General features: G+C 66.3%; 25 protein-coding genes and 1 pseudogene. 23 read left to right on the plus strand and 3 right to left on the minus strand.

What is annotated here, in order from left to right:
* Positions 1-125 precede the first annotated feature (125 nt).
* The 5 genes from ACEJ41_RS06510 to ACEJ41_RS06530 all read left to right on the plus strand — a co-directional run bounded on the left by ACEJ41_RS06510 (position 126) and on the right by ACEJ41_RS06530 (position 3,923).
* Positions 126-353 carry a major capsid protein gene (locus tag ACEJ41_RS06510; protein ID WP_374013970.1) on the plus strand — a complete coding sequence of 76 codons (228 nt, stop codon included), beginning with the start codon at positions 126-128 and terminating at the stop codon, positions 351-353.
* Positions 354-494: 141 nt separating this feature from the next.
* Positions 495-1,838, plus strand: coding sequence for a hypothetical protein (locus tag ACEJ41_RS06515; RefSeq protein ID WP_374013971.1), 1,344 nt, complete (start codon positions 495-497; stop codon positions 1,836-1,838).
* A 3-nt stretch (positions 1,839-1,841) separates the two neighbouring features.
* The gene (locus ACEJ41_RS06520; RefSeq protein WP_374013972.1) at positions 1,842-2,165 is read left to right on the plus strand and encodes a DUF2523 family protein; all 324 of its coding nucleotides are present in this window, start codon (positions 1,842-1,844) and stop codon (positions 2,163-2,165) included.
* A gap of 1 nt (position 2,166) precedes the next feature.
* A complete protein-coding gene (locus ACEJ41_RS06525) occupies positions 2,167-3,306 on the plus strand; it encodes a zonular occludens toxin domain-containing protein (RefSeq protein ID WP_374013973.1) in 1,140 nt (379 codons plus the stop codon).
* Between the two features lie 20 nt (positions 3,307-3,326).
* On the plus strand, positions 3,327-3,923 hold the full coding sequence (locus tag ACEJ41_RS06530; protein WP_374013974.1) for a TraX family protein: 597 nt from the start codon (positions 3,327-3,329) through the stop codon (positions 3,921-3,923).
* Between the two features lie 1,246 nt (positions 3,924-5,169).
* Here ACEJ41_RS06530 and ACEJ41_RS06535 read toward each other — a convergent pair.
* Complete coding sequence (locus ACEJ41_RS06535) at positions 5,170-5,307, minus strand: hypothetical protein (protein WP_374013975.1); 138 nt, start codon at positions 5,305-5,307, stop codon at positions 5,170-5,172.
* 150 nt (positions 5,308-5,457) lie between these two features.
* Positions 5,458-6,387 carry a DNA-binding protein gene (locus ACEJ41_RS06540; protein WP_374013976.1) on the minus strand — a complete coding sequence of 310 codons (930 nt, stop codon included), beginning with the start codon at positions 6,385-6,387 and terminating at the stop codon, positions 5,458-5,460.
* A 102-nt stretch (positions 6,388-6,489) separates the two neighbouring features.
* Here ACEJ41_RS06540 and ACEJ41_RS06545 point away from each other — a divergent pair, with 102 nt between their 5' ends.
* The 15 genes and pseudogenes from ACEJ41_RS06545 (at position 6,490) to ACEJ41_RS06615 (ending at position 22,827) form a co-directional block, all read left to right on the plus strand.
* Complete coding sequence (locus ACEJ41_RS06545) at positions 6,490-7,575, plus strand: site-specific integrase (protein ID WP_374013977.1); 1,086 nt, start codon at positions 6,490-6,492, stop codon at positions 7,573-7,575.
* 1,602 nt (positions 7,576-9,177) lie between these two features.
* A pseudogene (locus ACEJ41_RS06550) lies at positions 9,178-9,252 on the plus strand (SEC-C metal-binding domain-containing protein); the annotation flags it as partial.
* 40 nt (positions 9,253-9,292) lie between these two features.
* On the plus strand, positions 9,293-10,213 hold the full coding sequence (locus tag ACEJ41_RS06555) for a hypothetical protein (protein WP_374013978.1): 921 nt from the start codon (positions 9,293-9,295) through the stop codon (positions 10,211-10,213).
* Positions 10,159-10,638, plus strand: coding sequence for a hypothetical protein (locus tag ACEJ41_RS06560; protein WP_374013979.1), 480 nt, complete (start codon positions 10,159-10,161; stop codon positions 10,636-10,638). Before ACEJ41_RS06555 ends, ACEJ41_RS06560 begins: the two co-directional genes overlap by 55 nt.
* A gap of 215 nt (positions 10,639-10,853) precedes the next feature.
* Positions 10,854-11,945: an AAA family ATPase gene (locus ACEJ41_RS06565; RefSeq protein ID WP_374013980.1), complete on the plus strand. Its 1,092-nt coding sequence runs from the start codon at positions 10,854-10,856 to the stop codon at positions 11,943-11,945.
* A 10-nt stretch (positions 11,946-11,955) separates the two neighbouring features.
* Positions 11,956-14,154: a S8 family peptidase gene (locus ACEJ41_RS06570; protein ID WP_374013981.1), complete on the plus strand. Its 2,199-nt coding sequence runs from the start codon at positions 11,956-11,958 to the stop codon at positions 14,152-14,154.
* Positions 14,155-14,220: 66 nt separating this feature from the next.
* Positions 14,221-14,472 (plus strand): hypothetical protein, encoded by a 252-nt coding sequence (locus ACEJ41_RS06575; protein ID WP_374013982.1) that lies wholly within the window; start codon positions 14,221-14,223, stop codon positions 14,470-14,472.
* 184 nt (positions 14,473-14,656) lie between these two features.
* Positions 14,657-15,403 (plus strand): LuxR C-terminal-related transcriptional regulator, encoded by a 747-nt coding sequence (locus ACEJ41_RS06580; RefSeq protein ID WP_374013983.1) that lies wholly within the window; start codon positions 14,657-14,659, stop codon positions 15,401-15,403.
* A complete protein-coding gene (locus ACEJ41_RS06585) occupies positions 15,400-16,020 on the plus strand; it encodes a hypothetical protein (RefSeq protein WP_374013984.1) in 621 nt (206 codons plus the stop codon). Before ACEJ41_RS06580 ends, ACEJ41_RS06585 begins: the two co-directional genes overlap by 4 nt.
* The gene (locus ACEJ41_RS06590; RefSeq protein WP_374013985.1) at positions 16,017-19,328 is read left to right on the plus strand and encodes a UvrD-helicase domain-containing protein; all 3,312 of its coding nucleotides are present in this window, start codon (positions 16,017-16,019) and stop codon (positions 19,326-19,328) included. The genes ACEJ41_RS06585 and ACEJ41_RS06590 overlap by 4 nt, the downstream gene beginning before the upstream one ends.
* A 103-nt stretch (positions 19,329-19,431) precedes the next feature.
* Entirely contained in the window at positions 19,432-19,938 is a 507-nt protein-coding gene (locus ACEJ41_RS06595; protein ID WP_374013986.1) for a hypothetical protein, read from the plus strand.
* Positions 19,938-20,408 (plus strand): hypothetical protein, encoded by a 471-nt coding sequence (locus tag ACEJ41_RS06600; RefSeq protein ID WP_374013987.1) that lies wholly within the window; start codon positions 19,938-19,940, stop codon positions 20,406-20,408. Before ACEJ41_RS06595 ends, ACEJ41_RS06600 begins: the two co-directional genes overlap by 1 nt.
* Complete coding sequence (locus ACEJ41_RS06605) at positions 20,389-20,880, plus strand: hypothetical protein (protein ID WP_374013988.1); 492 nt, start codon at positions 20,389-20,391, stop codon at positions 20,878-20,880. Before ACEJ41_RS06600 ends, ACEJ41_RS06605 begins: the two co-directional genes overlap by 20 nt.
* A complete protein-coding gene (locus ACEJ41_RS06610) occupies positions 20,877-22,235 on the plus strand; it encodes a ThiF family adenylyltransferase (RefSeq protein ID WP_374013989.1) in 1,359 nt (452 codons plus the stop codon). The genes ACEJ41_RS06605 and ACEJ41_RS06610 overlap by 4 nt, the downstream gene beginning before the upstream one ends.
* 7 nt (positions 22,236-22,242) lie before the next feature.
* Positions 22,243-22,827 (plus strand): hypothetical protein, encoded by a 585-nt coding sequence (locus tag ACEJ41_RS06615; protein WP_374013990.1) that lies wholly within the window; start codon positions 22,243-22,245, stop codon positions 22,825-22,827.
* A gap of 105 nt (positions 22,828-22,932) precedes the next feature.
* On the opposite strand, the gene ACEJ41_RS06620 is transcribed toward ACEJ41_RS06615, so the two are convergent.
* Positions 22,933-23,415 carry a hypothetical protein gene (locus ACEJ41_RS06620; protein ID WP_374013991.1) on the minus strand — a complete coding sequence of 161 codons (483 nt, stop codon included), beginning with the start codon at positions 23,413-23,415 and terminating at the stop codon, positions 22,933-22,935.
* 365 nt (positions 23,416-23,780) lie between these two features.
* Here ACEJ41_RS06620 and ACEJ41_RS06625 point away from each other — a divergent pair, with 365 nt between their 5' ends.
* The 3 genes from ACEJ41_RS06625 (at position 23,781) to ACEJ41_RS06635 (ending at position 26,282) form a co-directional block, all read left to right on the plus strand.
* Positions 23,781-24,338: a DUF924 family protein gene (locus tag ACEJ41_RS06625; protein WP_132986085.1), complete on the plus strand. Its 558-nt coding sequence runs from the start codon at positions 23,781-23,783 to the stop codon at positions 24,336-24,338.
* Positions 24,339-24,431: 93 nt separating this feature from the next.
* On the plus strand, positions 24,432-24,995 hold the full coding sequence (locus ACEJ41_RS06630; RefSeq protein ID WP_344760060.1) for a hypothetical protein: 564 nt from the start codon (positions 24,432-24,434) through the stop codon (positions 24,993-24,995).
* Between the two features lie 120 nt (positions 24,996-25,115).
* The gene (locus tag ACEJ41_RS06635; protein ID WP_374013992.1) at positions 25,116-26,282 is read left to right on the plus strand and encodes a porin; all 1,167 of its coding nucleotides are present in this window, start codon (positions 25,116-25,118) and stop codon (positions 26,280-26,282) included.
* The last annotated feature ends 12 nt before the right edge of the window (positions 26,283-26,294 follow it).

Genomic DNA, 26,294 nt, shown 5'->3' on the forward strand with positions numbered 1-26,294 from the left:
CCAGTCTCCCGGCGCTGTCTGTTGAGGGAGCGCAGGCCATTGGGCTTGCGTGCGCGGTCCTCTGGGGCCTCGCGTTCGTGTTCCGCCGGATTCGTAAGTTCATCGACCAAGCCTAGGAGGCTCATATGTTCCAGAAGTTCCGTTCCAAGTTCGCTGCCCTGGTCACCGGCCTGACGCTGGCCCTTGCGGCTCCGTTCGCGTTCGCTGGTGGTGGTGGTTCCACCGGTGTGGACGTGTCGGCCGTCGTCTCGGCCATCGAAGGTGCCGCCGCGCCCATCGCGGCAATCGGTGCGGCCGTGCTGATCGTGATGGTCGGCATCAAGGTCTACAAGTGGGTGCGTCGCGCGATGTAACCATTGCCGGCGGGAAGGGTCCGACGCCCTCCCGCCGGTGTCTTGCTGGGGGTAGAAGATGGAAGGCTGGTTGTGGTTGCTCGCGTTTCTCGTTGCCCTAGGCGTCCTGCTGGGGGGCGAATGAATTTCCGTCGAATCTTCATGCACGCACTAGCCCGGCGCATTGCTGCGCTGCTGGTGCTGGCGTTGCTTGGTGCCATCGGCATCGGGACCGCGCGTGCGGCCACGTACCCGGATCAGGGTTCGGCGTATGCGGGCTGCATCGCGGCGACGCATGCGTATCTAGCTGTCCGCAACATGACGCCGGGTTATGACTCCGGGCAAGTCTCGTGCGAAATAAACGATCCGTCGAACAACTTCTATACAGGGTATTTCGAAACGCGAGCATGCAAGGACTCATGTCCTTGGTATTGGGCGCTACATGGGATTCATGAGTGGCCACCGGGCCAGACATGCGAATCGCGCCCGTCAGTGACAAGCACGTTTCTGCCTAAATCCGGTTCGTATCGTTGCGTAGACGGCTGTAAAACCTACTTCTTCCAGAACGGCGACGGTACGTCGTCAAGCATCACGGTCAATGAGGGGTGCGCGAGCAGCGACGACCCCGGAGAATGCGCTGCCTCCGGCAACAACTGGAACGCTTTTCTGCATATCTGCGAGCCTCCCGGGCCTCAATGCGAGGGCGGCGCGCCGGCAAACTCGCTGGGTCAGTGCGGCCCTGAGCCGTGCCCGGAGGGCATGTCCCAACTTGCGGACGGTAGCTGCAAGCGCAAGGAGGGCGAATGCCCTGCCGGCAAGACGAAGGCGCCCGATGGAAGCTGCATTGACGAACCGTGCCCGGCTGGTTACGTGAAGGGTGCGGATGGCACCTGTAAGAAAGACAACGACAATAACGGGGAAGAGGACGAAGGCGAGGGTGAAAGCTTCTCCGGTGGCGATGACTGCAACACGCCGCCTGCATGCAGCGGGTCGGCGATCTTGTGTGGGCAGGCGCGGATTCAATGGCGCATTGATTGCAACACGCGCAAGAATCGCAACATCAGCGGCGGGACGTGTTCAGCCATGCCGGTCTGTACTGGCGAGAAATGTGACGCGATGGAATACGCCAGCCTGCTCCAGCAATGGCGCACGGCCTGCCACCTGGAAACGCTGGTCCGCGATGGTATCGGCGGCGGCGACGGTGGTGATGGTGAGGACATTGCCGCGATTCGTGACGCACTGACCGGTTCGTCTGCCGGCGATGCTGGGCCCGCTGGCGACGCTGATGATGCTTGGGCCGGGGAAGGTGTGGGCGACGATTACACGCCCGACACCGCCGGTTATGGGTACGGGCGCACATGCCCGTCTATTCCGCCCATTGATGTGATGGGTCACTCCGTGAGCATTGACATAGCGCCGCTGTGCGAATGGGTCACGCTGGCCGGTCAGATTGTTATGGCGCTAGCTGCGCTGGCCTCGCTGCGCATCGTCGCGTCTCGGGAGTAATCAATGCCGTTCCTCGCACCAATTCTTAGTGCCCTACTCACCGGCCTAGCGTGGCTATTCCGCAACCGCATCGGCCAGTGGGTCACGGCGGCGCTTGTTTGGATGGGTCTAGCTTGGGCAACCAATGAGTTTGCTGTGCAGCCGTGGATTGACTCGCTTGAAACGTCGATGACGCCCGGCGCAATCGGCGGCGGTGACCTCGCCGCCGTTGCGATCGCGTGGATCGGCGTCCTGAGATTCGATGTGGCCTGCACCATGATTGCCAGTGCAGTGGCCGCGAAGTTCGCCGTAGGCGCGGCGAAAGCCTTCCTTGTGCGGAGGACGTAACGTGCCAATCGAGATTTATTCCGGCCAGCCCGGCAATGGCAAAACTGCGCTCATGATGGAGCGTCTGTTGCAGGAGGCCGAGAAGGGCGAACGGCCGTTGTTCGCTGTCGGTATCGAAGGGCTGCGCGATGGCCTAGCCACGCCGCTGGAAGATGCGCGTAGCTGGAACGCGAAAGACCCAGCTACGGGTGAGTACATCGTGCCGCACGGCTCGCTCATCTTCGTTGACGAGGCGTGGAAGTGGTTCGGTCATCTGCATGACGCCAGCCGGCAAGCGACGCCGAAGCATGTTCTTGACCTGGCTGAGCATCGCCACCGCGGGCTGGATTTCGTGTGGACAACGCAGCAGCCTAACCAACTCTATCCGTTTATCCGTGGCCTGATTGGTTCGCACCATCACGTCGTGCGCCGGTTCGGAACGAAGATGATTGATGTGTTTTCGTGGGGTGAGTTGAATGAGGATGTGAAGTCGTCCGCCAAGCGCGAGCTTGCACAGCGGAAAACCCGGCTTCTACCTGCGCACGCATTCGATGCGTACAAGTCGGCCGAAGTGCACACGATCAAGGCTCGTGTCCCGTTCAAAGTGCTTGCGATTCCGGGGCTAATTCTGGCCGCCGGCATTCTCGGCTGGTGGGCCGTTAGCGTGTTGCGACCGGACGCCTACGCCGCGTCGCTCACGGGTAAAGTGCAGACGAGCGCGGCGCAAGCCGCGCCGGCTGCTGTCCCGGCGGCAACCGGCCAGGGCGACCGTGCCCACCGTACCTATGCCACGCTGACCGACTACGCCCGCGCCCATTTGCCCAGGTTCGCAAGCATGCCGTGGACCGCGCCCGTTTTCGATGAGCGGGGTATCACTGCCGATCCGCAACTGTATTGCATGTCGAGCATGCCGACGCCCTCGGAGCCGGGCGAGCCGTCGTGTACGTGCCTCACGGAGCAGGGCACACGTTACGACATCAGCCAGCCCGAATGCCGCACTGTCGCACGCCACGGCATGCCATATAACCCGTACAGGGAACGGCGCGAGGAACGCATGCAGCAGCCCCAGCCGCAGCACGCTAGCGCGGGACGGCCGGCCGGCGTGATGCATCAAATACCCGGTAGCGTGACGGATGTAGTCGGCGCAGGGCCTGTGCTGTGACTTCCGGCGGTCGCGAGCTGGTGAAATGGTTCGCGCTGTTGCTCATGACGGGCGACCACGTCAACAAGGTGCTGTTGCATGGTTCCGCGCCGTGGCTGAGTGATGCGGCCCGGGTCGTATTCCCGCTGTTCGCTGCGGTGCTTGCATGGAATGTGGTTGCAGCCGGCGAGGGGAGCCGCAATCGGGCTATCGTTCGTTTGCTTGTGGCTGGCGCGGTGGTGCAGCCGCTGCACGCGCTGGCGTTCGGCTACGCTTTGCCGCTGAATATCCTGTTGACACTCGGCCTCGGGTTGCTTGTGTCGTTCGGGCGCGTGTGGTGGGCCATGCCGGCGTGGCTGGTCGGCGGTCTGTTCGTGGATTACCAGTGGGCCGGCGTCGGCGTCGTGCTGGGCGGCGCAGTCTTGGCCAACTCCGGCGGCCGGCCGGCCGGCTGGGCCGTGTTCGCGGCATCGTTGCTGCCGCTGTGCTGGTTCAACGGCAACGCCTGGGCGCTGCTGGCGCTGCCGCTGTTGTGGATGCTGAGCCGGTACCGGGCCGACGTGCCGCGCTGGCGGTGGACGTTCCTCGGCTACTACGTCCTGCATCTAGCCGCACTGGCCGCTATCGCTGCGAGCTGACGCACCATTCACCCGGGACGTTCTCCCAACCGCCGCCGGGCAGTGGGCGGAATGGCGTGTTGCCAACGCATCGCCAGCCGCTGCGATCAATCGGTGCCGCGGGGGCGACCATCATCGGGGCATGCCGTACAGGGGCAGGCGCTGCGGCGCGGGTCTGCTGCGCGGGTGGCGGTGGCGCGTTGTACCGGATATGCCAAGCGGACACGGTGTCCGCGTATATCCGCCAGCCGCCCACCAGGGCGATCAGCAGTGCGCCGGCCAGGACGTACATCGGCCAATTGCCGCGACGGTCGCGCGGTAAGTCGCTGAGGTAGGGTGGTCGTTCGCGTTCCATGTGGCCGGCTCCATGTGGTCCGGCCGCAGTGTAAAGACAAACCGCCGCGAGCTGGGGTGTAGGGGCAGCGCCCCTACGGTGACCGCTCCACCCGCGCCGATATCTTCAATGCTCCTGGGCTGTCCGGTCTGCCGTTACCGGCGCAGCGTCAGAGCCACGATCTGCCCACGCAAACCGCTTTTGCGGGATCTCGCGGCCTCCGCACGCATCCGGCTGGCCTCGGCCCATATCAGGCCTTGCAGCCGTTCGACGGTGATCCTCGGGGCGCTGCGGCTGTTCCCGGGGCCGACAAGCCAGCGGCCAGCCAGTCGCCAGCCTGCCCACGGCCCGGCCAGTTGCACGTGGTTGTGTACGACGTGGTCGTAGTGGGCGCGGGCGCAGGGGTTCGGGCATTGCGCGCCCACCGGCCAGCAATGCGGCCGGCGGTGCAGTTCCCACGGATCTACAGGCATATCCTTGCCTCAATGCTGTTGCTGGGCCTACGGCGTGGCAAGAATTGTGCCAGCCACGCTCGCAGCAGCCCGAACCGCCGCGTTGCGCGGGACATAATGTGCATTATGCGCACTTCTGGTACATCTAAGGGTGTTGCGTAAAGAAGGCCTTCTAACCCTCAAGAACCGCAACAGCTGTTTAGCGCACTCTAGTGGGTACTGACTCTGCACATCTAGGGCACAACGCACGCTCACCAGTAGATACAGCGGGAAAAGTTCTGCACTCCAACGGGTACTACGAGAAATGTTGCGCACTCATTTATGTACATGCGGATGGTCTACGCACCGTTGGTGTTGGACGCGGCGTAGTCTCCCCATTTGATGCGCTAACTCATCCACGTTTGAGGCGGACATTTCTCCCCACCCTCGAACCGCTGCGGTCAATTGTCGCCACCCACAACACTCTTTTGCAGCAAGACGGTCACCTTCGATGTACTTCCTTGGCACGTTGCTCCAGCCAGGGGAACAGGATCTCGTCGTACCAACGCTCCATCTCTTCATGTGTGATGGTCCGGCCAGCGGTAACATCAGCCAGGGCCTCCCGGGTGAGGCGATCCATCTCCCCCTCGGATAGGTAGGGATAGGACGCTGGGGACTCTCGTTCGTCCAGGAGAGGTGACTCTCTAGACTTGGTTGGAAATAGGTACCTGTTTTTTTCCCATGAGCGTTCTCGCCATGTTTGGTCACCTGATCGCACAGGGCGGTGCCTTCAGGATTTCTTGGCCTTCTTACTTGCTTTCTTCGTGGCTTTCCGTGGCGCAGAGGCCCGCTGAACCTTCGTCAAGGCGGACTCTACAGCCGCGGATAGCGCCTCCAACTGGCCAAGTTGAGTCTCAAGTGTACTCGCCCGAGCTTCTTGCGCCGCGGCGTGTTGTCGGGCCGCTGCGACCTCGTTCTTCGCAAGTAGGAGCTCCTCTTGGTATCTCTTTTCGGCGGCTGACTTCTCGCTTTCGAGTCCTGACACGCGATCCTTCAGTTCCCGACTCTCTTGCCTGGCCCGATCAACCTCGGCATGCGCTCGATCTTCGACCGCCCTCACATGCTGCGTCAGCAAGTTACGCTCAGTGGTGGCAGCTTCGTGCAGGGTTTGATTTCGCGCTTCCGCGGCCTGCCGCGCGGCTTCTGCTTCAGTGAACCGAACTAGCGCTTCATCTCGCTGTCGGATTCCTTCCTCGACCTGTTTCTCGAGCTGCTTGACCAAGCGCTGGAGCTCAGTCGTCTGAGCCAACGCCAAGCGCTTCGCTTGAAGAGAGGTGGATAGTTGCTCCTTGAGCGTTTCCGCGTCCGTGGCGAAGGCGACCCGCTCCAACTCGAGTGCTTTCTGGTCCTCCTGAAGAGCTTGGCGCTCCTTCACAAAGTCCTTCTCGACCAGGTTGCGTGCGTGACCTAGCGCGAATCGCCATAGCTCCCCTGCCATCTCAGCGACACGTTCAGGCGCCTCGGGTAGCTCGAGTGTCGCTTGTTCAGCACGCAACCGAGCTCCTAAGTTGTCCCACCAGGTGCTGAGCCAGCGCGTAACGGTGTTAGGCGAACCCGTGCCTAAGTGGGCACGAATCCGCTCGACGGTTGGGCGTTCACCGGCCTGCACAAGCTCATCGGCGGCGCTGTGGACATCTTTTTCTGTGACTCCGCGTGCCATTTCGCTCTCCTACTCGGGCGCCCTACCCCGCACTTGACGTACTTGTGATAAGTGATGATTATCGCTGGTACACGGTCTGCAACGTAGTGCACACTACATACTATGAAGGATAATCACGCACTCCCGGTCCTCGCGCAACCGGCCGCCGGGCTGGTCCTGCCCGACCAGCTCGCCCAACAGGCGGCCGATGCGGTGCGCGAACTGCTCGCGGAAGCCGCGGCTGCCAACACCACCCGCAGCTACGCCACCGCCCTGCGCTACTGGGCTGGCTGGCATGCGGCGCGCTACGGCGTCGAACTGGCGCTGCCGGTCTCGGAAGCCGCCGTGCTGCAGTTCGTGGTCGACCATGTCCAGCGCCGCTCGGCCGACGGCGAGCTGGCCTGGGAACTGCCGCCGGCCGTCGACCAGGCGCTGGTGGCCGCCGGCCTCAAAGCCAAGCCTGGGCCCTGGACCCTGGCCACGGTCCGGCACCGGGTGGCCGTGCTCTCGACCGCCCACCGCCTCAAGCAGGTCGCGAATCCCTGCGAGCAGCCGGCGATCCGCACCGTGCTCAGCCGCGCGGCCCGGGCGGCGGTCAAGCGCGGCGAGCGGCCGCGCAAGAAGACCGCGATCACCTTGGCCGAGCTCGAGGCGATGCTCGCGACCTGCGACGACAGCCTGGAAGGGATTCGCGACCGTGCCCTGCTCTGCTTTGGGTTTGCCAGCGGTGGGCGGCGGCGCAGCGAGATCGCCGCGGCCGACCTGCGCGACCTGCGCCGGATCGGTGAGGCGGCCTACATCTACCGCCTGGAGCACAGCAAGACCCAGCAGGCGGGTGTTACCGCGTCCTCGACCCCAGACAAGCCGGTGCTCGATCGGGCCGCCCTCGCACTAGAGGATTGGTTGGAGGCGTCCGGGATCACCGAGGGGGCGATCTTCCGGCGGCTCTGGAAGCAGCGCATTGGCCCTACCCTCTCCCCTGCCGCTGTCGGCGAGATCGTGCAGCGGCGGGCGCGCATGGCGGGCTTAGAGGGGGATTTTGGCGGGCATAGCCTGCGGTCGGGGTTCGTGACCGAGGCCAGCCGCCAAGGTGTGGCACTGCCGGCGATCATGCAGCTGACCGAGCACCGGTCGGTGTCGAGCGTGGTCGGGTATTTTCAGGCGGGCGGAGCCGCGGCTAATCCTGCTGCTCGCTTGCTGGAGGATTAACTGCCCTGAGCGGACTATGGGCGCGGAGCTTTATGACCGAAGGCGGCCGGCGAGGCGTTGCCCTCCCGCCTTGATGGCGCCCACCGAGCACCGCTCGGTGGCGCAGGCGATCGGCTACTTCCAGGCCGGCGAGATTACTCACAACCCCGCGGCCCGCTTGCTCGACGACGGCCCGGGCCCCGCTCGCTAGACTGCAGTGGTTCGCGTCGAGGAGTGTTTTGCATGGAGGCCAGACACAAATCCGCGGGGGTGACCGACACCGAGCGCATGCTCGCGGACTTCTGCGAGCGCTCCTTCCTGAAGTTGTGGACCTACCCGAACCCGTACAAGGACGACGGCAAGGAGCTGTGCGACGTCCTGGCGGTGTTTGGTGACCACATCTTCGTCTTCTTCGATCGCGAGAAGGCCTATGCGGAGACCCCGGACGCCGATCCCCTGATCGCCTGGGACCGCTGGAAGCGACGCGCGATCGATCGCCAGATCATCACCGCCCACGGTGCTGAACGCTATCTGCGCAGCGGCCGCCCCATCTATCTCGATGCCAAGCAGACCGTGCCGTTCCCGTTGTCGGTCAACCCGGCGGCCACCGTCCACAAGATCGTGGTGGCGCACGGCGCCAAGGACGCGTGCGCGCGCAGCTCCGAGCAGAACATCTACGGCAGCTTGGCCATCACCTACTGCGATCTGGACAAAGGCTGCGCACCCCGCCCCTTCCACGTTGACCTGGACCGGCAGGATCCGGTGCACCTGTTCGACAGCCACAACCTCCCGATCGTCCTGGGCGAGCTCGATACGATCAGCGATTTCTCGCGCTACCTCGACGAGAAGGTGCGTGCAATCCGACGCTTCGACGTTCTGGCGTACTGCGGCGAAGAGGACCTGCTCGGGCACTACCTGCTCAACTTCGACCAGGCGACGAATGTGCACAGGATCGGCTCCGACGAGCCGGTCACCGGGGTGATGATCGGCGAAGGCGAATGGCACGGCTTCGTGAACTCGGCCCTGTACCAGAACACCAAGCGCGAAGACGAGGTCTCCTACTTCTGGGACGAGCTGATCCAGCGCACCTGCCAGAACCTGCTGGACGGCACCCTAGGCGGCAACGCCGACCTGCTTCGCGGCCAGAGCGCCATCGTCGAGATGGTGAAGGAACCGCGGTTCGTGCGGCGCGCCCTGTCGAGCAAGATTCGCGAGAACGTCATCAACTTCCCCGACACCGGCGGGTTGACGCGTCACGTGTCCCTGATGCCGTCGTTCTATCCGGAGGTCGGCTACGTCTTCTTCCAGTTGCGCGCGCCCGAGGCGATCCGCGCGCAGCCCGACTATCTCGACAAGCGACGCACGTTGCTCGAGATCGCGTGCGGCGCGGCGCGCAACAAGTTCCCGCACCTGCAGAAGGTGATCGGGATCGGCATGGACGCGCCGATGTTCGCCGGGGACACCAACTCCGAGGACTTTATTCTCATGCCCGGCGAGCCATGGCCGGACGACGTCCGCGATCACTACCAGGCGCTCAACCGGGACTGGCGGTTCTTTGATACCGAACAACTGCAACGCTACGAGCAGACGGTCACGCAGTTCGTGCCGCCGCCGCGCGGCGTCGAGAACAAGGTCGGTCGCAACGCGCCGTGCCCGTGCGGCTCCGGCAAGAAATACAAGAAATGCCACGGCGCGTAGTCCCGGAACCGCCGGCGCCACGGCCCGGTATCCTTCCGGCATGCATCCGAATTCCCTAGCCCGGTTCAATGCCTTGGCGGCGTGGTGCCGCTTCGGGCCGACAATGTGGATCCTGGACGAGGTGGCCTGGTTCGAATCGTCCGACGGGCACCTGCTCGGGCTGGTTGTGCGCGACCGCACCGACGGCGACTTCCTCGGGATCTACCTGGCCAAGGATCGCGTCGAGCGGTTCCGCCGGATCAGCCAGACCGACGCCTTCTTCGATACCGCCGAGGCCGCTGCCGCCGCGCTCGTGGCCGGAGCCCCGGGGTTATTGGCCCGCCTCGAGGCCGAACGTCGGCAAGGAAATGAGGGGCCTGCACCGGTCGACTTCTTCCGGCTCGAGGTGCCGCGCGAGCGCCTGCATCCGAGTTTTGCCATGCTACTGGACAGCGAAGGGTTCAGCCCGGCGCGAGCGATTGTCGGCGCGATGATGCGGTGGTACAACGATGTCGACGGCAACTTCATCGAACAGTTTCAAACTGGCGGCTTCGATGCGCGTCTGCTCGAGCTCTATGCGTACGCCCTGCTGGTCGAGAACAGCTTTTCGCTGTCACGTGAGCACGCCGCGCCCGACTTCCTGGCGGAGGACATCCTCGGGACGATTGCCGTGGAAGTCACCACGGTCAATCCGACCCAGGATCGCCAGGGCAATCCGCAGCCGCCTCCCGAGATCAACACGTCGGAGGAGCGTCGTGCCTACCTCAAGCACTACATCCCGATCAAATTCGCCGCCGCACTAACCAGGAAACTCGGCAAGGCGTACTGGGCCCTGCCGCATGTCGCCGGCAAGCCACTGGTATTCGCCATCCAGGATTTCCACGCGGCGGGCTCGATGACCTTCGCGCGCAGCGGGCTGATCAATACTTGTACGGCTACGAGCACGACGCGCACCACGACGCGGACGGCAAGCTCGTGGTAGTGGCAACCAGGGTGGCGAAGCATCGCTGGGGCCAGCGGACGGTGACCTCCGGCTTCTTCGATCTGCCCGGCGCCGAGCACGTCAGCGCCGTGATCTTCAACAGCAGCGCCACCCTGCCGAAGTTCAACCGGATCGGCTACGTGGCGGGCTTCGGCTCCCGGCGTGTCCACATGATCCGCCACGGCACCGTCTGGAACCCCGACCCTGACGCCCCCGAGCCGATCGCCTTCGCGGTTAGCGTCGACGATCCGGACTACGCCGAATCGTGGACGGAAGGTCTGGACGTCTTTAACAACCCCCGTGCGGCAATTCCGCTCAACCCGGAGCACTTTCCGGCAGCCGTGCATCACTACCTGCAGCCGGACGGCAATCTCAACTCGATCCAGGCCGGCGACTTCGCGCAGCCGTTGGCCTCCTGGACGTAGATATTCATTGCTGAGGAAGCCGCTGACCCGGCGCCGTAGCCGCGCCGGCGACGCCCGCCCAATCGCCTGCTGGGCGAGCGGCTGCGTCGCTCCCGACGCGCCCCGGTGTGAGTGCTGCCCGGCTCACCGGACGCCGACGCTGCGGCCCCTTGCACTGTTGCACGTTATGGTGCAACACTTTGCAACACTTTGCAACACGTGCAACAGGGGCGATCATGACAGCACCATCTTCCGAGGCCGAGTGGTTGGCACTGGTACGGGAGGGCTGCGCGGGCAACGCCCCGGCCTTCCAGCTGCGCCTGAGCCGATTGATCGCACGCCTGCGCCGAGAGAAGTCCGCCCTGGCCCCGCTGCTGGCCAAGGCGCTGACCGAAGCGAACAGTTCCCGTCTCACGCTCGCCCGCGACGCCGCCGCGCAGCAGGCCCTGGTCAGCCCGGTCGATCTGGACAGCAACCTGGCCCTGTCCACGGTGCAGTTTCCCGCCTTCGTCGAACACGCGCCGGTCTGGCCACCCGCGGTGGAAGAGTCGCTCGACGGCCTCGTGCGCGAATGGCAGAACGCCGATCGCCTGCGCGAGGCGGGATTGTCGCCCTCGCGTACGGTGCTGCTTTCCGGTCCCCCGGGGGTCGGCAAGACCTTGGCCGCAACGTACGTGGCCGAGCAACTGCACTTCCCGCTGATCACGCTCAACCTGGCCGCAGCCGTCAACAGTCTGCTGGGTAAGACCGGCGCCAACCTCACGCGCGTGCTCGCCCATGCCAAGGCACAGCCGTGCGTGCTCTTGCTCGACGAGTTCGATGCCTTGGCCAAGCGGCGCGACGACAGCCAAGACGTGGGCGAGCTCAAGCGCGTGGTCAACGTGCTGCTGCAAGCCATCGATGAATGGCCGGGAACCTCGTTGCTGGTGGCCGCGACCAATCACGAAGAGCTGCTCGATCGCGCCGTATTTCGTCGCTTCGACCTGTGGCTGCGCTTCCCCGACAGCACGGCGCGCCAGGTCGAGACGTTGCTCGCCAAGCTGGGAGCCGGTCACGCGGTCGCGCGGCAGATGGCGCCCGCCCTGGCCGGCAAGCCGCTCTCGGACGCCAGTCGTCTGGTCATGCGGGCGCGGCGCGAGATCGCGCTGGGCGGCGGCGAACTCGACGAGGTGCTGATGCGTCTGGCCCTGCCGAGTGCGACCGATCCGGCCGAGCGCGAGCGTTTGCTGCAGGTCATGCGTTTGCATGCCGACGGCCTGTCGATGCGCGCCATCGCCAAGCAGGTCGGGGTGAGTGCTGCCACCGTCTCGCGCTGGTTGAACAAGTAGGAGCGCACGCATGGCCCCCACCCCGCGCAACACGCTGATCGTCAACGGCCAGGCCCTCATCGGCGACCTGGCGTGGCCAACGGGCGGTGGCCCGAAGTGGCACCCGTACAACATCGGGCAGACGCGCGAAGCCCTGCACCCCCAGCTCACGGCCGTGGCCCGTGCGGCACGCGCGGTCCCGCGCGCGTACGCGCCACGCGGCGAGATCACCGCGCGGCTGACGCTGCATCCGACATTCCTGGCCAAGTCCCACTTCCCCGCCCACATCCTGCGCGACGCGGGCTTGACCGTGTTGGGCTCGCGCGCCACGCAGGTCACGCCCCGCGTCAGCCAGGGCGACAAGCAGGGCCCGCAGGACACCGCCGAGATCCTGGTGGCGGGCACGCCGGAGGGATTCGAAGCGATGGATCGCCAGCTCGGCGATCCGGCCATCGCCAAGAGCCGGCAGGAAGAATTCACCCACATCGAATCTGTCCTGGCCTACGCCGGCGAGAGCAAGTTGCGTCTGGACCCGGAAACCCCCTGGCCGAATTTCGTCCACGTCACCTTGCACGCCGGTGAGCACGACGCCGACATCCTGACCGCATTCCAGACCCTCGCCTTGCAGCTGGGCGGTGAGATCAGTACGCGCGGGTTTCGCTTCGTGCCGGGCTTGGCCTTCGTCGCGGTCCAGCTGCCGGCCGCCCGCGTACCCGAACTGGCACGCTTCGAGCGGATTCGCCTGGTGCGGTCGATGCCGCGCCTGCGCGAAGAACTCGATCTCACCGCGGCCCTGACGCGCAAGTTTCCGACCCTGGTGCTGCCGGCTTCGCGGCTGACGGCTCCGGGCCCGCGCGTGGCCGTGTTCGACGGCGGCACGCAGAACGCCTTCGGCGCCCACGTGGTCGAACTGGCCGCGTCCGGCTTGCCGCCGGCGACCGTCGCGGACCTGGCGCACGGGGTCAACGTCACCTCCGCCCTGTTGTTCGGCCCCGTCGATCCGGCGCACACCGCGCTGTCCGCACCGCCGTGGATGGTCGAGCACCACCGCGTGTTGCCGACCAATGACAGCCCCGAGCAAGCCCTCGATGTACTCGATCGCATCGTCACTGCCTTGCGCATTGCGCGCACGGCCGAGCGCCCGTACCGCTTCGCCAACATCAGCCTGGGGCCGGTGGCGACCTTCTTCGATGACGACATCCATGAGTGGACCTCGCGGCTGGACACCGAACTGGCGGACGGACGCACGCTGTGCACGGCGGCGGTGGGCAACAACGGCGCGCTGGACGGCGAGCTCGGTCGCATCCAGCCGCCCGGCGATGCCGTGAATCTGTTCGCGATCGGCGCGGCGGATACGCGCCTCACCAAGTGGAACCGCGCCCCGTACAGTGCCACCGGGCCGGGCCGCAGCCCCGGGTTCGTGAAGCCGGATGTGCTCGCCTTCGGCGGTTCCTCCGTCGAGCCCATGCCCGTGTACAGCCCGCTGGCGGGCGGCGTAGTTGCGGTGGGTGGCACTAGCTTCGCCAGCCCCTTGGCCTTGCGCACGGCGCTCGGCGTAGATGTGCTGAGCCAATCGCGCTTCGATCCGATCACGTTGCAGGCTCTGCTGATCAATGCCGCCGAATACCGGCGCGGCCACAAGCGCACCGACGTGGGCTGGGGCCGCATTCCGCTGGACCCGGAAGCCATCGTGCACACCCCGCTCGATGTCGTGCGCGTGGTCTACCAGGGCATCACCCACCCCGGCTATCCGCAGAAGGCGGTGATCCCGGTGCCGCGCGGGCTCCCGGCCGGCACCCGGGTGCGCATCGGTGCGACGTTCTGCTATCGCGCGCCGGTCGATTCTGCCCACGCGATCAACTACACCCGGGCGGGGTTGTGGGTGCGCTGCTACAAGGCGCCGGGCCAGAGCCTGCCCCTGTTCGGCAGCGGTATGTACAAGTCCGAAGAGGAACTGCGCCGGGACGCGATGCGGTGGGACACGGTGCTGAACAACGCGTGCACTGTCGACGCGGCCGAGCTCGACGCGCCCTATTTCCATATCAACTACCAGGTGCGCGACGAGAGCGAGGCGGTGCGCTGGGAAGACGCGGTGCCGATGCCCTACGCCCTGATCGTCACGCTGCAGGCGCCGGGCGTGGCCGATCTGATGACGCGCGTCCAGGCGGAATTCCCGGTCCTGCAGACTCTGCCGGTCGAGGTCCAGGTGCCGGTGGACGGCCGACGCTAGGCCCACACACGCCGCGGGCCTCAGGGGCAGCCCGCCGCGACCCTTTCGCCCCGACGGAGAAGCCGCATGGCCAAGAAGCACGAGTCCTCGGGTCCGAAGGTGACGCGCACGGCGTCCTCGGTGTTGCGCGACAGTGGCGCCAGCAAGACCGCCAAGAGCCTGGCGGGCAGCACCCTCGCCCAGGCCGGCACCCGCAAGGTCTCCTCGGCGACCACGGCCCGCATCGCGGCCAAGGCGCTCAATGACGGGCGCACCAACGCCGGGACCAAGGCTTTGGCCGGCAGCGTGCTCACGCAGCGGCCCGGCAAGCGCAAGTAATCGGAGCCCACCGCGGGGTGGGGGCGCGCCTTGCCCCCACCCTGCCCCCGGGCGCCTGCCGGCATCTGGGGCGCCAAAACCGGCGAGCCCGGAGCCATTTCCGATTTCCGCGAGGGGCTGCGACTTGCCTTAGAGGGACGCTCGCCACGGTGGCGGAGAGGGTCCCACGACCATGGAACGAGAGATGGACGCACCCCAACCCGACGATCTAGAAAATTTGGCCGAACCGGACCTCGTCGAACGCCTGCGCTGCGTCGACTGGAACGACCCGCAGTTCGTCAGCGAGGAGCGGCTCGTACAGCTGTTCTTGGCGGCGCGGACCGCAGGCCACACCGCCCGGGTCGGCCTGTGCAGCAGCGAACTGTCCCGGCGCCTACTCAGGCGCGCCCTGGCCTTCGCCAAGAAGAACACGCTGGTTCCGCAACACTTCTCCGACTACGACAAAGCCGCCCACGACCTGGCCGGATACGTGTGGGAACGCCTGCTCAGCGGCACGAATGCCGAGTTTGCCGCGCGTCGGTTCGGTGTGTTCTTCGAGAACAAGTCGATTTCGTTCTTGCGCGCCTTGCTGGCCCAGTGCCGCCAAAGGATGGACAGCCTCGAGGAATGGCACCAGGCCGGGCACGACGATGCGGAGGTCGACGACGAGATGGTGTCGCTGGGCGAAGACGACGACGGCGAGGATGCTGACGCCACCTTGCGCGACGACGCGACGCCGGACCGGGTGCTGGGCCACGCGCTGCAGTTCCACCAGGTACACGCGCGGCTGCAGGTCCTGCTCACCCGTAACGAATATTCGGTCTTCGTGATGCTCTGGCGCGAGGAGATGAAGGTCAAGGACATCGCCGCTGCGCTGGGTGTCACGCCGCGCATGGTCAACAACCACAAGCGCAGCATCGAAGCCAAGATGAAGAAGGAGTTCAATGTATGACTTCGCCCAACCGTAGGCCCTCGCTCGAGGACGTTTTGGATGCGCTGTTCCTGCGAGACGACGCGCCGACGCCCGAGACGATCGTCCAGGCGTGCCAGACGCATGCGGAGTTTCGCGAGGAGATCCTGGAGTTCGCGGCACTGCAGGCGGCGCAAGCCGCCCTGCCCGAGGTGACCGAGTCCGAGCTGGAGGTTTCTGACGCATCCGTGATGCGCCTGCAAAGCCACGTACTCAATTTGCTGTACGGCGCGCCGCGCGCCCGCGAAACGGACGCCGTCCGCAAGGCGCTGCGTTCGTTGGCCGGACAGCGCCTCAAGGCGGCGGCCCAGGCGATCGACCTGGATTCGACGGTGCTTCTGCAAAAGATCCTGACGCAGGCGATCATCGATACGCCGCGGGTCGTGCTTGAGCGTCTGGCGCAGTTCTTGAAGGTCGGTGTGGACGGGCTCGTGGAAGCCTTGGGTCCCCAGTTGGCCTTGCACCGCAGTTACAAGGCCGCGGACAAGCCGACCATGGTCAGGCAAGAATCCTGGGAGCAGGCCGTGGCCGCCCTCGCCGTCGATGATGCCGAGAAAGCGCGGCTACGCGCAATGCAGGACCGGAGCGATCGCGCGTGACGCCATTTCGGCGGGCGCGATTGGCGGCGCAGCAACTGCGCCAGCGGTACTGTCCGGAGGCCGTCGCCGGCGGGCTTCGGTCGATCGAGCTGATTGATCGCATCGCCGCCGCCGACGCCGAAGACTTCGACATCTCGCTGACGCGTCCCGACGACACCGCGTTATGCGGCGCCGATGCCGTGCTCGTGCGGTCCTTTCGGCAGATCCTGGTTCGCGACGATGTGGACCCGCCCGACCGGGCGTTCCTGGTGGCGCACGAGTTCGGGCACTGGATCTTGCACCCGGAGGAGCAGGAGGGTTGCCGGCAGGTCATCGCCAGCACCCTTAATCCTGCCGAGGACGACACCCTCGGTGCCAAACGCGTGGAAGCGTACGGCGCCCGAGAGCGGGCCGAGTTGCAGGCCAACGTGTTCGCGCGCGAGTTGCTGCTGCCGCGCCCGCTGGCCCGTGCGCTGTACTTGGCCGGCCACACCGCATCCCGGATCGCCACCGACCTGGCGTTGCCGCTCGAACTGGTCAGGCAACAGTTGCTCGATGCCCTATTGCTCCCCGAGGACGGGCTCACGGACGATGCGCCGGAGCCGGCCTTGACCCCGACCGACGAACAGCGCGATGCCGCACGATCGTCGGCGCGCACCTCGCTCGTGGTCGCCGGCCCGGGCACCGGCAAGACGGCCACCTTGCTCATGCGCATCGAGCACCTGCTCGCGAACGGCGCCAAGCCCGCCGAGCTGTTGGCGCTGACCTTTTCCAACCGCGCAGCGCGCGAACTGGTCGATCGCCTCGCGGCCACGGGTGTCCCCGACGCGCACGAGATGTGGGTGGGCACTTTCCATGCCTTCGGTCTCGAGTTCTTGCGCAAGAACCACGAGCGCTTCGGCTTGCGGCCGGGGTTCGGCGTGGCCGACAAGATGGCCCAGATCGCGCTGCTCGAGCCGCACATCTACGGACTGCCCCTGCAGGTGTTGAACCCGCTGGGCGATCCGTTGCCGTGGCTGGACAATGCCGTCAAGACGATCCAGCGGGCCAAGGATGAGTTGCTGGATGCGCAGGCGTTCACGCGTGTCGTCGAAGCCGGCGCCGCGCGGGCCGATCCTGAGCGGCTGGCGCTCGACCGCGATCTGGCCTTGCTGTACCGCACCTACGAGGGCTTGCTGCGGGCCAACGGCGGCCTCGTGGATTTCGGCGACCTCATCCTGCTACCCGCGCAGGCCCTGCGCGCCGGCTTGGCCGAGTTCGCGCCCAGCATCGGCCGCTTTCGACATGTACTCGTCGACGAGTATCAGGACGTCAATCGCGCCAGCGCGGAACTGGTGAAAGCCTTGGCCGCACAGGCCGACAGCCTGTGGGTCGTCGGCGATCCGCGACAGGCGATCTATCGGTTTCGTGGCGCGTCCATGCGCAACATCGTCCGGTTCGCGGACGATTTTCCGCAGCATCGCGAGTTCCGGCTCAACGAGAACTGGCGCAGCTTCGAGGAGATCGTGCGTGTCGTGGAGCACACCGGCCGCGATGACAATCCCCTACAGGGCGTGCTCCCGCTCGGCGGCGTCGCGCCGATCCGCGGCCAAGGTGGCGTGCGCCCGACGCTGGTCAGCTGTGAAGACGAAAGCATTGCGTTTGGCGAACTGGTTTCGCGGGTGCTCGGGCTGCAGGCCGAAGGCACCGCCTTCCGCGAGCAGGTGATTCTGGCCAACCGCCACGATACGTGCGATGCGGCCGCTGCCGCCCTGGTCGCCGCCGGTATCCCGGTCCTGCATCTGGGCGATGTGTTCCAGCGCCCGGAGGTCAAGGACCTGCTGGCGTTGTTGCAACTGTTCGTCGATCGCTCGGGCAGCGCCCTGGTTCGGATCGCGCAGTTGCCAGGCATTGCCTTGCCGACCCCCGACGTGGACGTGTTGCTCGCCCATCTGCAGCACACTCGCCCCACGCCCTTGTCCTGGCTCCAAGCGACTCCGGCAGGTCTGTCGCCCGCGGGCGTGTCGACGCTGCCCCGGTGGCTCGCCACCTTCGGCGGCCTGAGCGCGCACGACAGCCCGTGGGAGGTGATCTGCACGCTGCTGTTTGAGCGGACGCGGTGGCTCGCCGATTACGTAAGCGGCACCGACATGCAGGCCGTCACCCGGCGATTGGCCTTGTGGCAAATCATCTACTACCTGCGCGTTCCCGACGGGGGCCGCGCCTACCAGACCGTAGGCACGTTCTTGACGCGGCTACGTCGGCGCTTGCGCTTGGCCGACGACCGCGACTTGCGGATTCCCCCGCCGGAGGCCGAACTCCTGGACGCGGTCGCCGTGATGACCATCCACCAGAGCAAGGGCTTGGAATTCGAAGCCGTTCACTTGATGGATGTCGACGCGCGCCATTTTGAGCGCTCGGACGACGCGCCGTGGCTTCCTGCCGTCTTGACCCAATCCGCCGGTGGGGTCGACGAGGCGCGCTCCGAGGCTGCAAACAGGTTGTATGTGGCCTTGTCCCGCGCGCGCTCGTCGCTGACCTTGTACGAGGAAAAGAGCTACTTCAAGGCGGCCCGTGCGCCGGCGGTGCAGCGTGCCACGCATTTGCTCAATTGCGTTGTCGGGACCATCAGCTGCGCGGCCGGCCGCGATGCCTCCCCACCCGTCGCGCTGGCGCCCAGCCTGCCGGTGGACCTAAAGGAATTTGTCACCTACCGCACCTGCCCCCGACGCTACTACTACGATGTGTTGAAGCGGCTCAGTCCGGCGGCGGGGCTGCACCCGGCCGCGAGGATCGAAGCGGCCGTGATGCGGGAGCTGTTTGTGCCGTCGGGCGGGGAAGTTTCGACGCCGGCCAACGATGTTGCGGTCGAACTGGCGATGTTGCCGGAAGAGTACGAGCCGGCAAGGCCGCACCTGTTGGCATATGCCGAGCAACTGCTCGAGGCCGGGCGTGCGTGGTCCGGCGCCGTCCGCGCGGCGATGGCGACGCCGATCGACGTCGTCTGCGACGGTTTGCCGGTGCGCGTGACCGCCCATCGCGTCACGCGGCAGGACAATGTCGTCACTTTGCATTTCGTGCGTGCACAGCCATCGAGTCTGTATGCCAAGCAGCACAAGATTCTTCGGTGGGCGCTCAAGTGCTTGAACCAGCAGTACCGGCAGTATCGCTTTCAGGGCAGCTTGTACGTATTGAGCACGCGCATGTCAGAGCACGTTCGCCCGTACCGAGACTTGGGGTTCGACCACCTCGTCGAAATGGGACACGAACTGATGGAAGGCCGATTTCCGGCTAAGCCCAACGCATGGGCATGCGCTGGATGTCGACACTTCCTGTATTGCCCGGCGTGAATCTCGCCTCGGTTCGCCTTCCGATTCGTTCTTGTCGCTGCGACTTACTCCTTAAGGGCCACGCAATTTCGTGCGGCCCGCAGCCGAAAAGGAGTAACACCGCATGTCCACCATTCGCGTCTATGTGCAGTCGGAGCACTTCTCCGACATCAAGCTGGTGGAGGTCGACGACCACGCCACCGTCGCTGACCTCAAGCGCGCCGCGCTCACCCTGCTCCCGGCCGGCACCGATCCGACCGGCCTGTCGCTGTCCATCGAGGACGACGAAGTCGATGACGACGAGGCCGCGTCGAAGCGCCGCATCAAGGACCTGAACCCGGACCGCGGAGTGCGCGTGCACCTGCACCGGTGCAAGCAGGTCGCGGTCACGGTCCGCTTCGGTGGTCGCACGGAAGACCATCCGTTCCGTCCGGCGACGACGCTCGGCCGCATCCGCCAGTGGGCGGGCCGCCGGTTCGGCCTGAAGGCGGGCGACATCGCGGAACACGTCCTGCAGATCGCGGGCTCCAACGAGCAGCCGGACATGGATACGCACGTGGGCACGCTCGTGCAGCACCCGCGCTGCGCGATCGTGTTCGACCTCGTGCCCGCGCACCGGATCAACGGCTGATGGTCGCGCAGGTGCCGCCGGATGAGCAGTCCTTGCGCGCCGACCTCGCGTCGGCGCGCTTTCTGTCCGGCCAGGATCGTGGGCGCTGGCGGCTGCGCAGGCTCGACTGGCCGTACGTCTTCATCGGCGTCTTCGCGGGTAACGGACAGGAGTTCGTGCTGCGGCTCGACTGCCAGGGGTTCCCGACGGCGCCGCCCACCGGCACGTTCTGGGACCTGGCCGCCGGCGTGCGTCTGCCGGATGCCCGATGGCCGCGCAGCGGCGAGCGAATGAGTCTGGCTTTTCGGCCCGACTGGAAAGGCGGCATGGCTTTGTACGTGCCCTGCGACCGGGAGAGCCTGGTCGGCCATGACGCCTGGCCGGCGCAGTACCCGCAGCTCATCTGGAACCCCGCGAAGGGGATCTCGCACTACCTCGAGGTGGTGCACGACCTGCTGCAAGGGTTCGAGCATGAACGCGCCGCTGCTTGAGCTCGCGCCGGCGCTGTGGACGGCGATCCTCGCGCACCTTCGCCAGCAGGGCGCGGGGGTGCGCGAGAGCGGCGGCTTCCTGCTTGGGCGGGTACGTAAAGGGGTGCGCGTGGTCACCAGCTTCCTGCCCTACGAGCAGTTGCAGGCGGACGCGCTGCAGGCGGATTTCGTGCATCTGTCCGGCGCCAGCTTCAGTCGGCTGTGGGACTACTGCGCCACGCATGGACTCGAAGTCGTTGCCGACGTGCACACGCATCGTTACGGCGCAGGACAGAGCCGCAGCGACGGCGAGAACCCGATGCTGGCGATCGCGGGGCACATCGCCTTGATCGTTCCCGACTTCGCGCAGGGGCCGGTCGGCCTGGAGCACCTCGGGCTGTACGTCTACCAAGGCGCCCACCGCTGGACGCGCTACCGCGGACCGACCGTGGCGCGCGTCATGACCTTCAAAACGCCGGAGAGCGAACCATGACGCAATTCGATGCCGACGCCATGCACCGTCTGGCGAAGCTGGCGCTGGATGCCGGTGAGGTTGCCACGCCGGAAGCGGCGCTCGCCCTGTTTCAGCAGTACCGGCTGCGCATCCATCTGGGCGAAGGCTGGGCGAACACGCTGGCGGGCCAGGCCTGCGTGCTTACCGCGGTCAGTACCGCCTCCCGAGCGCTGCTCGGCGGGGTGGAAGTGACCGGCGATCTCACCCCGGTGATCCAGGTACCGCTGTTCGCGGGACGGCCGGCGGCAGACGTCGTGGCGGCGCTCGGCGGGACCGTCATGGCCGCACCGACAGCCCGCCTGCCGTCGCTCCTGATCGGCGACGGTGCGCCGCCGGAGGGCGCGACCCTCGCCCTGCGCCCTTCCTGGGACGGCTGGTGGGCGCAGGTGGCCCCCGCCGACAGCGCTGGCCACCTGACCGTCGGCGACGACAACCCGCTGGCAGGGGTATGTGCCGGTGCCCTGGCCGTCAGCGAAGTGTTCTCCCACGTGCGCGGCGACTCGCCCGAGGCGGGCTATCGCCGGATTGGCGTGTCGCTGTGGAACCCGCTGGCGATCGAGGACTGGCATGCGCCTGAGAACCGGGGGCCGGCGCTGGCGTACCTGCCGACCGATCTGTGGTTGATCGGCCTCGGGCACCTTGGGCAGGCCTACGCCTGGGGTCTGGCGATGCTCCCCTACCCCGCGCAACGCCGACCGCGGCTGGTCCTCCAGGATGTAGACCGCGTGACCGAATCGAACTTGAGCACCTGCATGCTGGTGGGCGCCGACGACTTCAAGGGGCGCAAGACGCGCGTCATGACACGACGCCTGGAGGCGATCGGCTTCGAGATCGACTTGGTCGAGCGCCGCTTCGGCGCACAGCACCGGCTGCAGCCAGGAGAGCCGACCGCGGCCCTGTTCGGCGTGGACAACGTGGCCGCGCGGCGCGATCTCGACACTGCGGCATTCGCCTTGGTCGTCGAGGTCGGGCTGGGCAGTGGCTATCGCGATTTTCGCAACCTGCGCCTGCATACCCTGCCCGGGCCGCGCCCGGCCACGGAGCTGTGGCCGGCCCAGGCCGCGAGTCAGTCGTCGACGGAGCTCAACACCGCATACCAGCAGCTCGCACGCGACAGCGGTGACCTGTGCGGCGTGACGATATTGGCTTCCAAGGCGGTGGCTACGCCGTTCGTGGGCGCGTTCGCCGCGGGCCTGGCTCTGGCCGAGCTAGTTCGGCCTCTGCATGGCGGCGGCGTCCACGCCAGCCTCGACTGCCCGCTGCGATCGCTCACGCATCGTCTTGGTGAGCCGACCCCTGCGAATGCGCACTGCGCGTTCATTGCACTGCCCTAGGACCAAGATGAAAAAGTCTCGCCACCCCAATCGACAGGTTTCGGTCGCTGACAACACCTTGGCGCCGACGACCTGGGCTGAACGCAAGCTCATGTTCCTGCGGGCATACGAAGGCGAACGCGGCGTCGCCTATTTGCTCGGGGCCGTGGGCGTGTTCGCGCCTACGACCGTCGCCTTGTTCCTGATCGATCGGCCAGCGTACCTGGAGATGGGCTGGAGCCAGTCCCTGCTCGTGGTCGGCGCCGTGGGCGGCATGGTGACCGCGACGCTCATGTGCGGCCTCGTGATTCTGGCCGTCGCCGAGCGCCGCACGCCCGTGCCTGCCGACGAGCGCCAACGCCTGATGCGCGACGCGTTGGTGTGCGGGCCGGTGCTGGCGATGTTTGCGCAGTTCGGCGGCCTCACGATTGCGCTTACCTCGCGCATGGCCTTCCCGAGCTACGCCTACACCGTCCTGCTGATCGCGGTGGGATTCGCCACTACCCAAGGGGCCTGGGCCGTGCTGACGCGCGCTCGGCAGAACCTCGTAGCGCGCATTCGCCATTGGGTTCGCACGCAGCGCTCCGCTGGCTCGGATACACCTTCACGGTGAGGGCACGAGGGTCCCGGGCGCGATCCACTGACGCACCATCTGCGCACAACGACACCCTTCCCGACGACGCGACGGTGGCATCGGCCCGCCTCGTTACGGTCGAGATCAGTCGCCGTAAATGAACTCCGCCCGGCTGACGGCGGGATCGGGCTCTCCCACGACGAAACGAATGAAAACGCCGTGCGCGTATCCCAGGTGACGCCCGTACGCGCGCAGCTTCTCCAGATCCCGGTCATCGGGCAGACGATTGCTGGACTTCTTGAGTTCGAACACGACGTGGTTTCCGCCGGGGCCTCGGTGGTGGACGATGATGTCCGGCAATACGGCGCTGCCTTCGTCGTCATCATTGCCGCTCCCATCCGGGATCATTTTTCGTGCCGCGCCATCCCGGTCGTACTCGCAGTCGACGTCCCAGCCGGGGAACTGTGCCTCCACGTAGATCGCCAGCCGATGCGAGATGGCCCGCTCACCGACGCGATGAACGAAGAGGTAGCGGTCACGTTCCAGTAGTTGTTCCACGGCCACGATCACGCGCTCGGCGATCTCAGCATCTCGCGAGCTGCGTCGTAGATCGTTTTGCCACGGCATTGCCTCTACTCCGTTGTATAGATTGCCCTACAGAATGCTACCAAGCCGTTCAAGGTGCACCACAGTAGCGTTAGGTCATCACCACACAACCTCTAGCGAAGCCTCGAATGCATGGAAGAACCCAGGCATCTGCACGATTGACCTTCCCTACCCCCGATAAATCCACCTAATCGGTCCCCTTTGCCCAACCGCGGTTGCGGGCACGACGCGTCGGATCGCAGGCATACTCGGCGCGAGTCTGCTGTATGCGACGAAGTCTCTCCAGTACATGCGCTAACCTTGGCCACATGATGCGGTCAATCGTCCCAACCGCCCAGCAGTAGCATTCGATTGCTCCCGCCCTCCAAGCGCGGCGCAGCGCGGAGATGAGCACCTTGACGGCGCAACCCTGCATCACCGAGCTGGCCGATTTTTGGCGGAACGTCGTCGCCGAGGGACTGTGGATGGTGAAGGATCCCGATTTCGACCGCCTCTTCCGCGAGCGCTTCCTGACCGCGCACATGGAGGCTGCCGCGCGCCGCTGCGATGACTGGATCCGGACCCCGCACGGCGCGCTGGCGCTGCTGGTACTGCTTGACCAGTTCCCGCGCAACGCTTTCCGCGGCACCGCGCATATGTTTGCCACCGACGGCCTGGCGCTGATGTTCGGTCGCGAGGCGGAAAAGCTGGGGCACATGCAGCGCGTTGAGGACGGGTTCCGGGTGTTCTTCGTGTATCCCTTCACCCATTCCGAGGATCCCGTCGACCAGACGCTGTCGCTGACGCTGGCAGCCCGGCTCGGTGGCAGGCGCGCCGACGGGATGCGGGGGCACCATGACATCATCCGCCGCTTCGGCCGCTTTCCACACCGCAATTGGCTCCTTGGGCGTGAATCCACGGCCGAAGAGCGGGCCTTTCTGGCCGATGGCGGCTTCGCCGGCTGAACTTCCAGCGCCGCAGCGGGCTTTGCATACCCGCCGCCCCCGCGCCAGACTGGGCTCTGAAGATCTTTCGATTTTCCTTACACGGAGCCTTGTATGAATGTGAAGCAGATTCCCCTCGTCGCGGCACTCGCACTCGCGCTGGGCACGCTGGCCCCCGGCTGCACACAAGACACTTCGTCGGCTGCGTCCGCTGCCTCGGACGCGACGGCAACGGCGCAGGCCGACCAGGCGGCCACCAGTGCCTCTGACGCGGCGGGTGCGCACGACGACGACCACCATGGCCACGACACGGCGCACGCGGCCGGCGTGGATTTCCCGGTGCCCGACCACCACGTCCAGTGGGAGCCGGACGCGCCGCTGATCGAGGGCATGTCGCGGGTGCGCGCCGCCATCGGCAGCCTGGAGCAGGCCTCCGACGAAGCCACGATCCTGGCAGGAGCCGCCGAGGTCGATGCCGCCGTCGAATACATGTTCGAGAACTGCAGCCTGCCGGTCGAACCCGACGTCGCCCTGCACGCCGTGCTTGCCCGCTTGATGGCCGGTACCCAGGCGCTGCAGGCCGATCCGTCCGACGCCGCCCCCGTGCATGACATGCACGGTGCCGTTGCCAATTACGAGGCGCTGTTCGACGATCCCAACGAAGGGGCGGGCTCCTGACCACCCCTTGCGGTTGATCTGGGTCAAAGACGCACATGTTTACGGCGCGCAAAGTCTCCACGACGATCAGGCGCAGTCGATAACCCGCCACCTGCGCCTCCCGACCCGGAGGCCAAACCCATGCGTACCCGGCGAGCCCTGCCTGCCCGACGGCCCTACCCCTTCGCGTGGCTCGCCGTCACGCTGCTCGCACTGGTGACGGCCGACGCGACTGCGGCAGATGCCTGGAAGACCAGCGGCGATATGCGCTTCGGCTACGTCGCCTCGGAGACCCGCAGCCGCAGCGGCACCGAATCGGATGCCGACAGCCTGCGCGCCCGCCTCCGCTTCCGCCTGCAGGGCGAGCTGGGCGGCGGCTGGCACTTCAGCGGCCGGGTCGCCGCCCGGCTCGACGGCGACCAGGACAGCGAGGAGTTCTGGATGCGCACCTGGGCGCCGGGTCCGGCGGGCCTGGAGAACGGCCAGGGCACGATCGACGAGGCCTGGCTGGAATACCGCCCGGCCGAGGCGCCATGGAGCGTTCGCGTCGGCCGCTTCCAGGCCGCATGGGGCCTGGACGACGTGATGAAGAAGTCGCTGGACCAGAACGACAGCACCAACTTCGACGTCACCTGGACCGATGGCGCCTGGCTGCAGTGGCGCCCCGGCGACGACTGGACCACCCACCTGGTCCTGCGCCACAACGACCGCCGCGGCCCGACCGGCACCCTGCGCCGGCCGCTGGAGTTCAGCGACAGCGGCTCGCGCCTGGGCATGCTGGCCGTCCTCGAATCCAAGACGCCGATCGGACCGCTGATCCAGCGTGTGGTCACGGTCAACTGGCTCCCGTCCGCGCTGCATCCCTACGGCGTCGCCGATGCCCGGACGGAGGACTACTTCGCCGTGACCGCCAAGGCCACCGCCCAGTGGCGACTTGGCGACGGCGAAACCAGGCTGCGGCTCGGCGGCGAACTCGGCTATGCCCCCAACACTCCGCGTCGGGAAGCCATGAACTCCGGCAGCGGCAGTTCGGATTCGCTGTCCTGGCAGGCGTCGCTCAGCTTCATGGACATCCTGCCGGGGCACAACTTCGGCATCGTCTACGGCCGCGTCGCCGACGGCTGGCTGCTGTCGAGTGACTTCCGCCCGAACGACGAACTGATCGAGGCGCGCTGGGTGTGGCAGGCGACACAGGCCTGGCAGCTGGACGCGCGCCTGCGGCGGCGCAAGGAAATCGACCTCCCCGCCGCCGCCGCCGGTCCACGCCGGGATGACGATCTGTACGTGCGCGCCACCTGGAGGTTTTGAGTGATCCCTTCA

This window comes from Pseudoxanthomonas koreensis (genome assembly GCF_041890415.1).
In the GTDB taxonomy this organism is placed as follows: Bacteria; Pseudomonadota; Gammaproteobacteria; order Xanthomonadales; family Xanthomonadaceae; genus Pseudoxanthomonas; species Pseudoxanthomonas koreensis_A.

Excerpts from the sequence above, each read along its gene's own strand:
- ACEJ41_RS06510 (WP_374013970.1), top strand. The coding sequence starts at position 126 with ATGTTCCAGAAGTTCCGTTCCAAGTTCGCTGCCCTGGTCACCGGCCTG.
- ACEJ41_RS06515 (WP_374013971.1), top strand. The coding sequence starts at position 495 with ATGCACGCACTAGCCCGGCGCATTGCTGCGCTGCTGGTGCTGGCGTTG.
- ACEJ41_RS06520 (WP_374013972.1), top strand. The coding sequence starts at position 1,842 with ATGCCGTTCCTCGCACCAATTCTTAGTGCCCTACTCACCGGCCTAGCG.
- ACEJ41_RS06535 (WP_374013975.1), bottom strand. The coding sequence starts at position 5,307 with ATGGATCGCCTCACCCGGGAGGCCCTGGCTGATGTTACCGCTGGCCGG.
- ACEJ41_RS06540 (WP_374013976.1), bottom strand. The coding sequence starts at position 6,387 with ATGGCACGCGGAGTCACAGAAAAAGATGTCCACAGCGCCGCCGATGAG.
- ACEJ41_RS06545 (WP_374013977.1), top strand. The coding sequence starts at position 6,490 with ATGAAGGATAATCACGCACTCCCGGTCCTCGCGCAACCGGCCGCCGGG.
- ACEJ41_RS06555 (WP_374013978.1), top strand. The coding sequence starts at position 9,293 with ATGCATCCGAATTCCCTAGCCCGGTTCAATGCCTTGGCGGCGTGGTGC.
- ACEJ41_RS06565 (WP_374013980.1), top strand. The coding sequence starts at position 10,854 with ATGACAGCACCATCTTCCGAGGCCGAGTGGTTGGCACTGGTACGGGAG.
- ACEJ41_RS06570 (WP_374013981.1), top strand. The coding sequence starts at position 11,956 with ATGGCCCCCACCCCGCGCAACACGCTGATCGTCAACGGCCAGGCCCTC.
- ACEJ41_RS06575 (WP_374013982.1), top strand. The coding sequence starts at position 14,221 with ATGGCCAAGAAGCACGAGTCCTCGGGTCCGAAGGTGACGCGCACGGCG.
- ACEJ41_RS06580 (WP_374013983.1), top strand. The coding sequence starts at position 14,657 with ATGGACGCACCCCAACCCGACGATCTAGAAAATTTGGCCGAACCGGAC.
- ACEJ41_RS06585 (WP_374013984.1), top strand. The coding sequence starts at position 15,400 with ATGACTTCGCCCAACCGTAGGCCCTCGCTCGAGGACGTTTTGGATGCG.
- ACEJ41_RS06595 (WP_374013986.1), top strand. The coding sequence starts at position 19,432 with ATGTCCACCATTCGCGTCTATGTGCAGTCGGAGCACTTCTCCGACATC.
- ACEJ41_RS06600 (WP_374013987.1), top strand. The coding sequence starts at position 19,938 with ATGGTCGCGCAGGTGCCGCCGGATGAGCAGTCCTTGCGCGCCGACCTC.
- ACEJ41_RS06605 (WP_374013988.1), top strand. The coding sequence starts at position 20,389 with ATGAACGCGCCGCTGCTTGAGCTCGCGCCGGCGCTGTGGACGGCGATC.
- ACEJ41_RS06610 (WP_374013989.1), top strand. The coding sequence starts at position 20,877 with ATGACGCAATTCGATGCCGACGCCATGCACCGTCTGGCGAAGCTGGCG.
- ACEJ41_RS06615 (WP_374013990.1), top strand. The coding sequence starts at position 22,243 with ATGAAAAAGTCTCGCCACCCCAATCGACAGGTTTCGGTCGCTGACAAC.
- ACEJ41_RS06620 (WP_374013991.1), bottom strand. The coding sequence starts at position 23,415 with ATGCCGTGGCAAAACGATCTACGACGCAGCTCGCGAGATGCTGAGATC.
- ACEJ41_RS06625 (WP_132986085.1), top strand. The coding sequence starts at position 23,781 with ATGAGCACCTTGACGGCGCAACCCTGCATCACCGAGCTGGCCGATTTT.
- ACEJ41_RS06630 (WP_344760060.1), top strand. The coding sequence starts at position 24,432 with ATGAATGTGAAGCAGATTCCCCTCGTCGCGGCACTCGCACTCGCGCTG.
- ACEJ41_RS06635 (WP_374013992.1), top strand. The coding sequence starts at position 25,116 with ATGCGTACCCGGCGAGCCCTGCCTGCCCGACGGCCCTACCCCTTCGCG.